This window comes from Rhizobium sp. BK316, assembly GCF_014193695.1.
Lineage (GTDB): Bacteria > Pseudomonadota > Alphaproteobacteria > Rhizobiales > Rhizobiaceae > Rhizobium.
Window position 1 is genome coordinate 388574 of sequence record NZ_JACHZR010000001.1, and the last position, 13392, is coordinate 401965.

Here is a 13392-nt window from a genome sequence, read left to right on the forward strand (position 1 = left end):
GAGATGCGGAGGCGACTGCCTGACCGGAGGCTATTTCCTGATAACACCGACCCTTGCCAGCACTTCGCCGGGAATGGCGTAGCGCTGGATAATATCCTTGTTGTTGCGAAGCCCACAGATCTCGCGCTGGACGAAGAGCGCCCAGACCGCATCGGAGGCGTTGTTGACCAGGGTCTCGCGCTGCTCGGTGCCATGGCGATCGGCATTCCAGGCCTTCAGCGCAGCGAGCGCCGATTCGACCTTCAGGCCATTGCGCCCGAGCGAACTCGCCCGCTCCGACATGAGTTCATATTCGAGTACATTCACCCCGCCTTCGGCCGAAATGGACTGCCTGAAGGATTGCGGCGGGCGAACGCTCATTGGACTTTCCCTCGCTGGTTACGGCGCCGGCCTGCCCGTGACCTGGAAATAGGCCCAGGCGGCGGCAAACACGAGAATCACCACGGCGATGATCACCAGCTTGCGGAGCATGGGATTGGGTGCTTTCGGCGGAGGCTTCGGCTTGCGAAACTTGATGACGTTGTCGCTCATTGTCTTGCTGTTCGGTTCATTCTTCCCACAGCAGTAACGCATATCGACGGGCTTTGGCACCCGTGTCCTGTCCAAATATGCGCTTTTATGTGAGAGCTGCCGGTGGACACCGGCAGCTCAAGGTCAAGTCGGGTCAGCGAGCCGCCCAGTTGGCGCCGCGGCGGAAGATCGTCTTCATCTGCGGCACATCGAATTCCTTGGCGACATGGCCGAGGGACGAATAAAAGACTCGACCCTTGCCGTATTTGCGCTTCCAGACGACCGGCATGGTTACGCCATCGATCCAGTAGGCATGTTCGCCGGTGAAGGTGGTTGTTGCCAGCACCTCGTTCGAGGGGTCGACATGCATGTAATACTGCTCGGAATTATAGGGGAAATCGGTAATCCCCTCCATCAGCGGGTCATCCGGGCGCGTGATGTTGACGGTGTAGTTGATGATGTTGCCCGGATGGGCAACCCACTGGCCACCGATGATGAACTGGTACTCAGTCGATTCGCGGAAGCTGTCGCCGGCGCCGCCGTGATAGCCGGCAATGCCAACGCCGCTTTCGATGGCGGCAGCGAGGTTCTTCACCTCTTCCTTCTCGATCTTCGACATTGTGATGACGGGTACGATAAGGCTCAGGTCGTGAATCGACGGATCGGCGAACGCCTCCGTGCTGTGCTCCACATAGACCTTGAAGCCGTCTTCCTCGAGCATGTCCTTGATGATTGCGGCGCATTGTTCCGGTTCGTGGCCTGCCCAGCCGCCCCAGACGATCAGTGCTTCACGCATCGTGTATTCCTCCTGAAAATTACTTGCCGAGCAGTCCGTCGACGAGGGATTGAGAAAGCGGAGCAGGACGCTCCGTTGTCGTGGTGAGTGTCACCGTGCTGCCGGTGTCGGATGCCTTCTGGAAGGCTTCCATCACTTCGAGCACGTGCAGCGCCAGATCGCCGTTCGCGCGGTGCGGCCGGTTCGACCGGATGGCGTGGGCGAGATCGGCGACGCCGAGAGAGCGGTAGTTGCCCTCGGCATAAGGCAGGGTCACGGGCTGGTCCTCGAACTGACCGCCCTTCTTCAGATATTCGACGGGGCCTTCAAACCGGTTCGGATCCGGCACAATCAGCGTACCCTCGGTGCCGTAGACCTCGAGCGGCACATGCTTGTGGCCGGCCACATCGAAGCTCATGCCAATTTGCACGACAGCGCCATTGGCGAAAGCCATCACGCCGGCCACATGGGTCGGGATATGAACCGGAATGCGCTCGCCATTGCGCGGCTCGCTGGTGATGATGCGCTCATTGCGCGGGGTGACCGCAAAACCCGCAACCTTGGCGACCGGTCCCAGCAGATTGACGAGGTCGGTGATGTAGTAGGGACCCATGTCGAGCATCGGGCCGCCGCCGACTTCATAGTAGAAGGCCGGGTTGGGATGCCAGCGCTCGTGGCCGGGGCACATGAAGGTCGCGGTGCCGCCGACCGGGATACCGATGACGCCGTCATCGATCAGGGTACGGGCCGTCTGATGGCCGCCGCCGAGAAAAGTGTCGGGAGCCGCGCCGATGCGCAGGCCCTTGGCCTTGGCGGCATCCGCCAATTTTTTCCCTTCTCCGAAATTAATCCCGAGTGGCTTTTCTGAATAGGTGTGCTTTCCGGCTTCCAGCGCTTGCAGGCCGACGGCGACATGGGCCTTCGGAATGGTCAGGTTGACGATGATCTCGACCTTCGGGTCGGCGAGAAGCTCGTCGACCGTCCTGGCCTGAAGATTGAATTCGGCCGCCTTTGCCTCGGCGAGTTCGCGATTGAGATCGCCCAGTCCCTTGATATCGAGGATCGGAAATGCCGATGTCATCGCCTTCAGATAGGCGCCCGAAATATTGCCGCATCCAATGATGCCGATACCGACTTTTTCCATCATGTCCTCCAACAATACGGTTTTGCGCGTCAGAGCGCTGGCCCGGTGGTACTCCAGGGCGATTCATAGAGTTCGTAGAGCGCGACGGCCGCTGCACCCTGTGCCCAGAAATCGTCGGTCGAATCATCGAAAACGAGTTCGCTGACGCCTTGCAGGGATGGCGGGATGGCCAGTGCATAGGCATCCCGCAGGCTGTTGAGGAACGGCTCACCCAGCGCGAGCGAAGAGCCGACGAGAATGACGCGCGGCGGTGCAAACAGCGTGACGATATTGGCGATCGTCAGCCCGACCGCCTCGCCGGCCCGCGCGGCTGCACCGATCAGCCTGTCGTCGTCGGCCTGGATCATTGCCTGTACATGGGTCATGCCGCGGCCGAGACGCACCGCCTCGGCAAAACGTCCATCGGTCTGCTGGTCGCCGAGAATGGCGCTTTCTCCGGCCTGGCTGGAAAGGCGGACCACGCCCTGCTGGCCCATGCCGAGAACGAGGTCGCCAAGATTGTGGCTGAGGCCGCCGGCGCCGCGGAAAAGCTGGTTGTCATGAAGCACGCCCAGGCCGAGTGTCTGCTCCAGTGAGATCAGCACCATGTCTTCGAGGTCGCGGGCCTTGCCGAACCAGTGATGGCCAAGCGTGATTGCATGCGCGTCGCTTTCGATGATCGTCGGCGTCGATAGGCGGGTCGACATTTCCTTAGCAAAATCAACATTGACTTCGCGGAATATCGGGCTTGAGCGGATATAGCCGGTGCGGTGCTCGATGACGCCGGGAAGTGCCAGGCAGATGCTGTCTATATCATCGAGCGACAAGCCGATATCGACGACACAACGGCGAACGCCATCTTCGACGAGATCGGCAATGACGGCGATCGGCTGACGATCGATGCGGATCGGCAGTGTCAGCCTGGAGAGCACGTCCCCGCGGAAATTGGCGACGACGAAGATCATGCGGCTGGCGGCGATCTTGGCGCCGACCACACGGGCGGCATCAGGATTGAGCTCCAGCATCACGCGGGGTCTTCCGCGGACAGCCTCATTGCGGATATCGCCCTCATGACGCGGCAGGATCAGTCCATCGTCGAGCAGCGAAGCGGTGATCGCGGAAACCGTCGTGGTCGAGAGCTCCGTACGCTCGCTGATCTGGATACGAGAAATCGGACCGTGACGCCGGATCGTGTCGAGCACGTTCAAGCGGTTGATCGCACGCATTAATTCGGGGTCTGCAGTCTTCATAAAAATTAGCCAGGCAATCGGTCTGCTGGGGCAAGCCGCCTAATGTTTTTAACGGGTTACGAAATAAATAGCAGGCAAATACGGAGCCCTGTCAAGCGAATTTGATGAAAAATACAGCGATTGGCTTGACATTGGGCAAAAGCTCCGTTGAATTATTCCGCATAGGGGAAAAATTGTGAGGATAGGTCCCCTGGGAGGAAAATCATGAATTTTATGTCCAAGAGCGCCGCTTTTGGCGGCGGGCGCATCGTGTCCATGGCTGCGGCAGCCGGCATGTTATTGGCCGGGGCAGGGGCTGCTTCGGCGGCGACGGTGGTCAAGTGGCTGCATCTCGAAACCGATCCGAAAAACGTCGCGGCCTGGGAAGGTATCGTCAAGAAATACGAAGCCCAGCATCCCGACGTCGACATCCAGATGCAGTTCCTCGAAAACGAGGCGTTCAAGGCCAAGCTTCCGACATTGCTGCAGTCCGACGACGTACCGGATTTCTTTTTCAGCTGGGGCGGCGGCGTCCTGAAGCAGCAGTCGGAGACCGGCGCGTTACAGGATGTGACGCCGGCCCTCGATGCCGATGGCGGCAAATTGCGCAAGGCTTATACGCCCGCTTCCGTGGATGGCCTGACCTTCGACGGCAAGACCTGGGCGATCCCATATAAGGTAGGCCTTGTCAGCTTCTTCTACAACAAGGCGCTGTTTGCCAAGGCCGGTGTCAAGGCCGAAGACATCAAGACCTGGACCGATTTTCTCGAAGCGGTGAAAAAGATAAAGGCGGCCGGCATCGTGCCGATTGCGGGCGGTGGTGGCGAGAAGTGGCCGATCCACTTCTACTGGAGCTATCTCGTCATGCGCGAGGGCGGCCAGAAGGTCTTCGAAGCCGCCAAGAAGGGCGAGGGCGAAGGTTTCCTCGACCCCGCGATCATCAAGGCCGGCGACGATCTCGCTGAACTCGGCAAACTCGAACCCTTCCAGCCCGGCTATCTCGGCGCGACCTGGCCACAGACGCTCGGCGTCTTCGGTGACGGCAAGGCCGCGATGATCCTCGGCTTCGAAGCGACCGAGGCCAACCAGCGCAAGAATTCCGGCGACGGCAAGGGTCTGGCGCCCGACAATATCGGCCGTTTTGTCTTTCCGACGGTCGAAGGTGGCGCGGGCAAGCCGACGGATACGCTCGGTGGCCTGAACGGCTGGGCCTTAACCAAGAAGGCCTCCAAGGAAGCGATCGATTTCCTCGCTTTCCTGACGAATGCGGACAACGAGCGCACGATGGCAAAGGCCGGTATGCTCCTGCCTGTTGCGGCCGGCGCCGACGATGGCGTCGTCAACCCACTGCTTGCCGAATCGGCAAAACAGCTTGCTGGTGCCACCTGGCATCAGAATTTCTTCGACCAGGATCTCGGTGCGGCCGTCGGCCGTGTCGTTAACGACGTGTCGGTGGAAATCGTCTCCGGACAGATGAATTCCAAGGACGGCGCCCAGATGATCCAGGACGCTTTCGAACTGGAGCAATAGTCAGCGCCCGCAGAACCTTCCGGCGCTCCTGCCAAAGCGGAGCGCCGGCACCGCAGCCGAGATGCGAAAGCAGGACCCATGGCCAATGTATCAGTCCTATCAACACCGAGTGCCGTAAGGCTGGCAAGACGAACCGCAAATAGGAAGAGCTCGGTCGCCCACGACCGGCTGACGGTGCTGCTGCTTTTCCTGCCACCGGCGCTGCTCCTCTTCACGCTCTTCGTCATCATGCCGATGGGCGAGGCGGCCTGGTACAGCCTCTATAAGTGGAACGGCTACGGCACGCCGACCGAATTCATCGCGCTCCGCAATTTCCAGGTCCTGTTCCGCAACGCGGCTTTCACCCAGGCGCTGATCAATAACGGCCTGATCATCGTCATCTCGATCTGCATCCAGGTGCCGCTCGCCATCTGGCTGGCGACGATGCTTGCCCACCGCATTCCCGGCGTTGTCGGCTTCCGTCTGATCTTCTTCCTGCCCTATGTGCTGGCGGATGTTGCAGCGGGCCTCATCTGGCGTTTCGTCTATGACGGCGATTACGGCCTGTTTGCAGCCGTTTCCAATTTCTTCGGTTTCGCCAACCCTTATGTGCTCGCCGACAAGGACGTAGCAATTTATGCGATACTCGGGGTCATCGTCTGGAAATATTTCGGTTTTCACATGATGCTGTTCATCGCCGGCCTGCAATCCGTCGACAAGAACGTGCTGGAGGCGGCCGAAATCGACGGCGCCACCGGCTGGCAGAAATTCCGTTACGTCACGCTGCCGCTGCTCGGCTCAACCTTGCGCCTTTCGATCTTCTTCGCCGTCGTCGGCTCGCTGCAGCTCTTCGACATGATCATGCCGCTGACGGGCGGCGGGCCGTCCAATTCCACGCAGACGATGGTCACCTTCCTCTACACCTATGGCGTCATGCGTATGCAGGTGGGCTTGGGCAGCGCCGTCGGCGTGGTGCTCTTCATCATCTGCGTCACGCTCGCCTTCGGCTACAAAAGGATCTTCATGCGTCATGACTGATATAAGCTCTTCCATCCGTATGAGCGTGTCCACGCGCATCTATCTGTACGTGTCGCTGAGCCTGATTGCCGCGATCGTGCTCGTGCCGCTGGTGACGACCGCGCTCGGCGGCTTCAAGACGCTGGGCGACCTGCGCACCAATCCTTTCGGCCTGCCAACGGAATGGCAATTGGCGAATTATACCGACATTCTCTTCGGCGAGCGCTACTGGCTGCAGATCGGCAATTCACTTGTCATCGCAGCGCTCACGGTGCTCCTGACGCTGATCGTTTCGTCCATGGCGGCTTTTGCCTTTGCCCATGTCCGGTTCTTCGGCTCGTCCTTCCTGCTCAACTATTTTCTGCTCGGTCTGATGTTTCCGGCGGCGACCGCGATCCTGCCGCTCTTCATCCGCATCCGCGATCTTGGGCTTTTGAACACCTATTGGGGCGTGGTGCTGCCGCAGGTGGCCTTCGGTCTCGGCATGAGCATCCTCTTGTTTCGCAACTATTTCCGCAATCTTCCGGAAGAATTGTTCCAGGCGGCGTTCGTCGATGGTTGCGGTTATCTGCGCTTCTTCTGGCATATATCGCTGCCGCTTTCCCGACCGATCGTCGCCACCGTCAGCATCATCTCCTTCGTCGGCAGCTGGAACAGTTATATCCTGCCGCTGATCATGCTGAACTCGGAGTCCAAATATCCCTGGCCGCTCGGCATCATGGTCTATCGCGGCGAATACGGGACGGAATGGCAGCTGGTGCTGGCCTTCATCACGCTCACCATCCTGCCCACCATCATCGTCTTTTTCATCGCCCAAAGGCACATCATCGCCGGATTGACCGCCGGCGCCGTGAAGTCCTGAGCCCGAGCCATTGGAGGTGCAATCATGGCATCCGTTTCACTGAACGATATCCGCAAGGCCTATGGTGCCGTCGACGTCATTCACGGCATTTCGCTCGATATCGAGGATGGGGAATTCGTCGCCCTCGTCGGGCCGTCCGGCTGCGGAAAATCGACCCTTCTGCGGATGATCGCCGGCCTCGAGGAGATCACCGACGGCGAGATCGCGATTGGCGGCTCTGTCGTCAACAGCATGACGCCGCGCGAGCGCAACATCGCCATGGTCTTCCAGTCCTACGCGCTCTATCCGCATATGACTGTCGCGGAAAACATGGGCTTCAATCTGAAGCTCGCCGGTGTCGCAAAAGCGCAGATCGAGGCGCGCGTGGCAGAGGCCGCTCGAATGCTGGATCTCGCCCAGCTTCTCGACCGCAAGCCGGCCCAGCTTTCCGGCGGCCAGCGCCAGCGTGTCGCCATGGGCCGCGCCATCGTGCGAAATCCTGCCGTCTTCCTGTTCGACGAGCCGCTGTCCAACCTCGATGCCAAGCTGCGAGTGCAGATGCGCTCGGAAATAAAGACGTTGCACCAGAAGGTCAGGACCACCTCGATCTATGTCACGCATGACCAGATCGAGGCGATGACGCTTGCCGACCGCATCGTCGTGCTCAATCATGGCAGGGTGGAGCAACAGGGTACGCCGCTCGAACTCTACAGGAAACCAGCCAATCTCTTCGTCGCAGCGTTCATCGGATCGCCGGCGATGAATATGCTCGACGGCACGGTGGACGGCGAAGACGGTAAGCCGGCCGCGCGTCTTTCGGATGGCACTGCGATCCGCATTGCTGCCGACCGCAAAGTCCGCCCCGGACAGGCGGTGACTATCGGCCTGCGCCCCGAGCATCTGACGCCGGGCAACAGAGATGGAAATGCGCTTGCCGGGCAGACCCTGCTTGTCGAGCCGACCGGTGCCCAGACACATGTCGTTTTTGATCTGGCCGGTCAGCCGGTCACGGCGGTGGTGGATGGGGACTATGCCGCCCGCTACGGCGCCCGTTTCGAGGCCAATATTGCCAGCGAGCAGGTCCATATTTTCGATCGGGGTACGGGTCTGGCGCTCTAAGTTTAAGAGATAGCGGGCGGGCTTCTTTGGCCTGTAGCATCGATCTCAAATGAAATCCGCCGCCAATCCCGTGATTGGCGGCGGATTTATTTTGTCAGCGCTTATTCTGCAGGCTGTGCGATCGGTACCAGGAGATCGCTGTCGTCGCGCAAATTTCCGTTCATTGCGGCGGCAAAGCGGGTCTGGTCGAGTTCGTTTTCCCAGCGGGCAACGACGATCGTGGCAACCGCATTGCCGACGAGGTTGGTCAGCGCGCGGCATTCCGACATGAAGCGGTCGATGCCGAGGATGAGCGCCATCCCGGCGATCGGAACCGAGGGGACGACCGAGAGTGTTGCGGCAAGCGTGATGAAGCCGGCGCCGGTAATGCCGGCGGCACCCTTGGAACTCAGCATGGCCACGAGCAGCAGCAGGATTTGATCGCCGAAGCTCAGATGCGTATCCGTCGCCTGGGCGATGAAGAGGGCTGCCAATGTCATGTAGATGTTGGTGCCGTCGAGATTGAAGGAATAGCCGGTCGGAATGACGAGGCCGACGACCGAGCGCTTGCACCCGGCGCGTTCCATCTTGTTCATCAGGCCGGGCAGGGCGGCTTCGGACGACGAGGTGCCGAGCACCAGCAGCAGCTCTTCCTTGATATAGCGGAGCAGCGCCAGGATGGAAAAGCCGTTGTAGCGGGCGACTGCACCGAGCACGACCAAAACGAAGAGCAGCGACGTCAGGTAGAAGGTGCCGATCAGGAAGGCGAGGTTGGCGATCGCGCCAATGCCGTATTTGCCGATCGTAAACGCCATGGCACCGAAGGCGCCGATCGGCGCGAACTTCATCAGGATTGCGACGAGACGGAAGACCGGGGCTGTCAGAACCTGGAAGAAATCCAGCACCGGCTTGCCGCGTTCGCCGACGGAGCCAAGCGCAATGCCGAAGACGATGGAGAAGAACAGCACCTGCAGGATGTCGCCCTTGGCGAAGGCGCCGACGATCGTGTCCGGGATGATGTTCATCAGGAAGCCGACGATCGTCGCGTCATGAGCCTGGGCGGCATAATTGTTGACAGCCTTCGTATCCAGCGTTGCCGGATCGATATGCATGCCGGCGCCAGGCTGCAGCACGTTTGAGACGACGAGGCCGACGACGAGCGCCAGCGTCGAGAAGACGAGGAAGTAGCCTAGCGCCTTGCCGACCACGCGGCCGAACTTCTTGAGGTCGGCCATGCCGGCAATGCCGGTTGTCACCGTCAGGAAGATGACGGGCGCGATCACCATGCGCACGAGCTTGATGAAGGCATCTCCAAGAGGCTGCAGCGAAGCGCCAAGAGAAGGATAGAAGTGGCCAAGCAGAACGCCGGCGGCGATAGCCGCGAGAACCTGCACATAGAGGTGCTGGTAAAGGGGAGTTTTGCCGCGCGGTGTGGCGGCGTTGATAGCAATATCCATAGTGTCCTCCACTGTGCCGAACGCCAATGCGGCGAGCGGGCGAGTCATGATGGTCAAACAGCCTCCCGACTGTTGAGGCATGGGATTGCAACACGCGTGCCAGTTTCCGTTGCGATCTTAACCCGTTGATATTCCTACCTATCGCTTCCAATCATGGTTGGGTATGTGCGGATTTGCGCACAACGTGATTTGCTCTCGGTGCGAATATATGCACAATCTCCTCATGCTCCAGAAGACCGCATCCGAACGTTTCCTGACGCCCGAACAGCTCGGCCGGCGCTCCCGGTTGGTCTGGCTGATCTTTGCCGTACTTGCTGCCATCTTGATCGGTACGGCGCTTTACGGCGCCGGCATTTATGGTCGCCTGCAGGCTATCGCAGCGTTGGAGGACCAGGGGCAGACAGACGCCAATCTCAAGGTGGCGCTGCTGCGTGCCGTGCTTGAGGGACCGCGAGCCCTGCCGCTGCTTCTCGCCGATGATCAACAGGTACGGGACGCTCTCGCTTCAGGGCAGGGCGAGGCCGTCATGGGGCTTGACCGTAAGCTCCAGAGCCTCGTTGCCGGCACCCGCGCCTCGGTTCTCTATGTCACCGGCAAGAATGGCATCGCGATCGCGTCCAGCAATTGGCAGGAGCCCCTGAGCTTTGTCGGCAATGACTATTCCTTCCGTGACTATTTCCGCCGCGCGATGGAAACGGGTACGGCTGAGCATTTCGCGCTCGGCAATGTCAGCAACCGGCCCGGCCTTTATATATCCCGGCGAGTGGGGGATGACGCGGCTCCGCTCGGCGTGGTCGTCGTTAAAATGGAATTCGATCAGCTGGAATCCGACTGGCGCGATGCAGCCCGGCCGGCCTATGTCACCGACGAGCATGGTGTCGTGCTGATTACCAGCCTGCCGTCCTGGCGTTTCATGACGGCCACGCCCTTGCCGCAGGAAAACCTGGCAGCGATCAGGAGCAGTCTGCAATTCGGCGAGGCGCCGCTGTTGCCTCTGCCGATCGATCAGCGGCAGGTGCTGCGGCCAGGAGCCGCGATCGTGCACGCCATCCTGCCGGGCGGCGGCGGGGAAGGCGAGTTCCTGCGATTACGCACGGAGGTGCCGTCGACATCCTGGCAACTGGAATATCTCGTGCCGACCGAGGTGCCCATTGCCTCTTCCGTGCGCGAGTGGCGGCTGCTGACACTGGCCGGGCTCCTTCCGGTGTTGGCAATCATGACCTTCCTGCTGCGCCGCCGCCAAATCGTCGTCATGCGTATTGCAGCCGAACGCGCTGCGCGTGAGCTGCTGGAGCGCCGGGTGCTGGAGCGGACCGAGGACCTGAGCCGTGCTCGCGACCGGCTGCAGGAGGAGATATCCGATCATCGCGCGACCGAGGCAAGGCTGCAGGTGGTGCAGCAGGAACTCGTGCAGGCAAACCGACTGGCGATCCTTGGCCAGGTCGCCGCCGGTGTGGCGCATGAGATCAACCAGCCGGTGGCGACCATCCGCGCCTATGCCGACAATGCCCGCACCTTCCTCAAACGCCAGCAGCCGCAATCGGCTGATGACAATCTCGATGCCATTGCCGGCCTGACGGAACGTATCGGCACGATCACCGAGGAACTGAAGGCCTTCGCCCGCAAGGGCCGCACTGCAGCCGAACCGGTGGAACTGCGTGCCGTGATCGAAGGGGCTGTCGTGCTGCTGCGAAGCCGCTTTGCCGGTCGGCTGGATGCGTTGAATATCACGTTGCCATCCCCCGATCTGAAGGTGAGCGGAAACCGCATTCGCTTGGAGCAGGTACTAATCAATCTCTTCCAGAATGCGCTGGAAGCGCTCGAGGGCAGGGACGGAGCAAAGGTGGACATCTTCTGCGACGAGGCTGACAGCGAGGTGGCCGTGACTGTCGCCGATAACGGTCCCGGCATATCGAAAGATATTCTCGGTTCGCTCTTTTCTCCTTTCAACACCTCGAAGGAAAAGGGCCTCGGCCTCGGGCTTGTCATCTCCAAGGATATTATTGCCGACTATGGCGGTCGTATCGAGGTCGAGAGCAATGAGAGCGGCACCTGCTTTACCGTCTATTTGCAGAAAGCACAGGCATGATTGACATGATCCCGGTCTTCCTTATCGATGACGACAAGGATCTCCTGAAGGCGACGAAGCAGACGCTGGAGCTTGCCGGCTTTGAGGTCTCGACCTTTTCTACCGCCGCAGAAGCGCTGAAGGCACTCAAGTCAGAATTTTCCGGGGTCGTGGTCTCGGATATTCGCATGCCGCAGATCGACGGATTGCAGCTCTTCGACCGCATCCGACGGCTGGATGAGGACCTTCCGGTGATCCTGATCACCGGGCACGGGGATATTCCGATGGCCGTCAAGGCAATCCAGGACGGAGCCTATGACTTCATCACCAAACCTTTCGCAGCCGAGCGGCTGGTGCAGAGCGTGCATCGGGCAGTGGAAAAGCGCCGGCTCGTGCTGGACAACCGATCGCTGCGCGAGGCTGCCGAACAGGCGCAGGGCGATCTGCCGCTGATTGGCCAGACGCCGGCCATGGAACGCCTGCGGCGGACACTTCGGCAGATCGCCGATACCGATGTCGACGTGCTGGTGACCGGCGAGACCGGCAGCGGCAAGGAAGTTGTGGCAAGCCTGCTGCACCGCTGGAGCCGTCGCGCCAAGGGAAATTTCGTCGCCCTGAACTGCGGCGCCTTGCCGGAAACGGTGATCGAGAGCGAACTCTTCGGCCATGAGGCCGGCGCCTTTACCGGCGCGCAGAAGAGGCGTGTCGGCCGCATCGAGCATTCGAGCGGCGGAACGCTGTTTCTCGACGAGATCGAAAGCATGCCGGCCTCCGCACAGGTGCAGATGCTGCGCGTCCTGGAAATGCGTGAAGTCATGCCGCTCGGCACCAACGAAGTGCGGCCCGTCGACCTGCGTGTCGTGGCCGCCGCCAAGATCGATCTCGCCGATCCGCGCGAGCGTGGCGATTTTCGCGAGGATCTTTACTATCGCCTCAATGTGGTGACGATCAGTATCCCGCCGCTCCGCGACCGACGAGATGACATCCCGCTTCTTTTCGCCCATTTCACAGAACGCGCTGCCAACCGCTTTAAGCGCCCCGTTCGCTCGGCTTCACCTGAACTTTACCGCCACTTGAAAAGCCATGACTGGCCGGGCAACGTACGCGAGCTCTCGCATTTCGCCGAGCGCTTCGTGCTTGGCCTCGAAATCATGTCGGAGGAATCGAAGCAGAACGGGACGGAGGACAAAGAGGCCTCCCTTCCTCTGCCGGCGAGGATCGACCGCTACGAGGCCGATATCATCCGCGAGACGCTGACCCGCAACGAAGGCGACGTGCGCCGGACCATCGAAACACTCGGGATCCCGCGCAAAACCTTTTATGACAAGCTGCAGCGTCACGGCATCGAGCGGGCCGCTTTCAGCCCTTCGAAGGCGGATAGTTGAGATGACCGGTTCGAGCAACCGCGGCACCAGGGCATCGTCAATTTCCATGCCGGTTATTTCAAAACGCTCAGCGATGCCGGCGACAGGATCGGTATCGAATACCGCAGGAGGGGAAGCCGTGAGACGATCGCTCTCCCGGTCGACTGGATTGTCAATTGCACTGGCCTGGAACGTACAGGGCTGGCGCATTCACCGCTTCTGCAGGAAATGCGCCGGCAAGCTTTGTCGTTGCGGATCCGCTCGGGCTCGGAATTTCGGAAAATCCGGAGCCTTAATCGCGTGGGTTGAGTTGCCGGCCTGTTTTCGATCAGGCATTGCTTCACTCGCGGAGGTCTCTTGGAGGCACATCTCGAATACGGACGGCGAGAAATCCTCGCTCC

General features: G+C 60.4%; 12 protein-coding genes. 6 read left to right on the forward strand and 6 right to left on the reverse strand.

The window, feature by feature from the left end; genetic code table 11:
• Positions 1-30 precede the first annotated feature (30 nt).
• From FHT87_RS01695 to FHT87_RS01715, 5 genes are all read right to left on the reverse strand, one after another.
• The gene (locus tag FHT87_RS01695; protein ID WP_183798996.1) at positions 31-360 is read right to left on the reverse strand and encodes a DUF6665 family protein; all 330 of its coding nucleotides are present in this window, start codon (positions 358-360) and stop codon (positions 31-33) included.
• An 18-nt stretch (positions 361-378) separates the two neighbouring features.
• On the reverse strand, positions 379-531 hold the full coding sequence (locus FHT87_RS01700) for a hypothetical protein (protein ID WP_183733333.1): 153 nt from the start codon (positions 529-531) through the stop codon (positions 379-381).
• A 133-nt stretch (positions 532-664) separates the two neighbouring features.
• Positions 665-1306 carry a ThuA domain-containing protein gene (locus FHT87_RS01705; protein ID WP_183798999.1) on the reverse strand — a complete coding sequence of 214 codons (642 nt, stop codon included), beginning with the start codon at positions 1304-1306 and terminating at the stop codon, positions 665-667.
• A 19-nt stretch (positions 1307-1325) separates the two neighbouring features.
• Positions 1326-2429, reverse strand: coding sequence for a Gfo/Idh/MocA family oxidoreductase (locus FHT87_RS01710; protein WP_183800969.1), 1104 nt, complete (start codon positions 2427-2429; stop codon positions 1326-1328).
• 29 nt (positions 2430-2458) lie between these two features.
• On the reverse strand, positions 2459-3658 hold the full coding sequence (locus tag FHT87_RS01715) for an ROK family transcriptional regulator (protein WP_183733325.1): 1200 nt from the start codon (positions 3656-3658) through the stop codon (positions 2459-2461).
• Positions 3659-3862: 204 nt separating this feature from the next.
• Between FHT87_RS01715 and FHT87_RS01720 the strand changes: the two genes are divergently transcribed.
• The 4 genes from FHT87_RS01720 (at position 3863) to ugpC (ending at position 8123) form a co-directional block, all read left to right on the forward strand.
• A complete protein-coding gene (locus FHT87_RS01720) occupies positions 3863-5167 on the forward strand; it encodes an extracellular solute-binding protein (RefSeq protein WP_183799002.1) in 1305 nt (434 codons plus the stop codon).
• 78 nt (positions 5168-5245) lie between these two features.
• Entirely contained in the window at positions 5246-6184 is a 939-nt protein-coding gene (locus FHT87_RS01725; protein ID WP_183799005.1) for a sugar ABC transporter permease, read from the forward strand.
• A complete protein-coding gene (locus FHT87_RS01730; protein WP_183733316.1) occupies positions 6177-7025 on the forward strand; it encodes a carbohydrate ABC transporter permease in 849 nt (282 codons plus the stop codon). Before FHT87_RS01725 ends, FHT87_RS01730 begins: the two co-directional genes overlap by 8 nt.
• Before the next feature lie 24 nt (positions 7026-7049).
• Complete coding sequence (gene ugpC, locus FHT87_RS01735; protein WP_183733313.1) at positions 7050-8123, forward strand: sn-glycerol-3-phosphate ABC transporter ATP-binding protein UgpC; 1074 nt, start codon at positions 7050-7052, stop codon at positions 8121-8123.
• 101 nt (positions 8124-8224) lie between these two features.
• On the opposite strand, the gene FHT87_RS01740 is transcribed toward ugpC, so the two are convergent.
• Entirely contained in the window at positions 8225-9559 is a 1335-nt protein-coding gene (locus FHT87_RS01740; protein WP_183799008.1) for a dicarboxylate/amino acid:cation symporter, read from the reverse strand.
• 208 nt (positions 9560-9767) lie between these two features.
• Between FHT87_RS01740 and FHT87_RS01745 the strand changes: the two genes are divergently transcribed.
• Positions 9768-11648 carry a sensor histidine kinase gene (locus tag FHT87_RS01745; protein WP_183799011.1) on the forward strand — a complete coding sequence of 627 codons (1881 nt, stop codon included), beginning with the start codon at positions 9768-9770 and terminating at the stop codon, positions 11646-11648.
• Positions 11645-13012, forward strand: coding sequence for a sigma-54 dependent transcriptional regulator (locus tag FHT87_RS01750; protein WP_183799014.1), 1368 nt, complete (start codon positions 11645-11647; stop codon positions 13010-13012). Before FHT87_RS01745 ends, FHT87_RS01750 begins: the two co-directional genes overlap by 4 nt.
• The last annotated feature ends 380 nt before the right edge of the window (positions 13013-13392 follow it).

Excerpts from the sequence above, each read along its gene's own strand:
- FHT87_RS01710 (WP_183800969.1), bottom strand. The coding sequence starts at position 2,429 with ATGGAAAAAGTCGGTATCGGCATCATTGGATGCGGCAATATTTCGGGC.
- FHT87_RS01715 (WP_183733325.1), bottom strand. The coding sequence starts at position 3,658 with ATGAAGACTGCAGACCCCGAATTAATGCGTGCGATCAACCGCTTGAAC.
- FHT87_RS01750 (WP_183799014.1), top strand. The coding sequence starts at position 11,645 with ATGATTGACATGATCCCGGTCTTCCTTATCGATGACGACAAGGATCTC.
- FHT87_RS01745 (WP_183799011.1), top strand. The coding sequence starts at position 9,768 with ATGCACAATCTCCTCATGCTCCAGAAGACCGCATCCGAACGTTTCCTG.
- FHT87_RS01730 (WP_183733316.1), top strand. The coding sequence starts at position 6,177 with ATGACTGATATAAGCTCTTCCATCCGTATGAGCGTGTCCACGCGCATC.
- FHT87_RS01720 (WP_183799002.1), top strand. The coding sequence starts at position 3,863 with ATGAATTTTATGTCCAAGAGCGCCGCTTTTGGCGGCGGGCGCATCGTG.
- ugpC (WP_183733313.1), top strand. The coding sequence starts at position 7,050 with ATGGCATCCGTTTCACTGAACGATATCCGCAAGGCCTATGGTGCCGTC.
- FHT87_RS01740 (WP_183799008.1), bottom strand. The coding sequence starts at position 9,559 with ATGGATATTGCTATCAACGCCGCCACACCGCGCGGCAAAACTCCCCTT.
- FHT87_RS01695 (WP_183798996.1), bottom strand. The coding sequence starts at position 360 with ATGAGCGTTCGCCCGCCGCAATCCTTCAGGCAGTCCATTTCGGCCGAA.
- FHT87_RS01700 (WP_183733333.1), bottom strand. The coding sequence starts at position 531 with ATGAGCGACAACGTCATCAAGTTTCGCAAGCCGAAGCCTCCGCCGAAA.
- FHT87_RS01725 (WP_183799005.1), top strand. The coding sequence starts at position 5,246 with ATGGCCAATGTATCAGTCCTATCAACACCGAGTGCCGTAAGGCTGGCA.
- FHT87_RS01705 (WP_183798999.1), bottom strand. The coding sequence starts at position 1,306 with ATGCGTGAAGCACTGATCGTCTGGGGCGGCTGGGCAGGCCACGAACCG.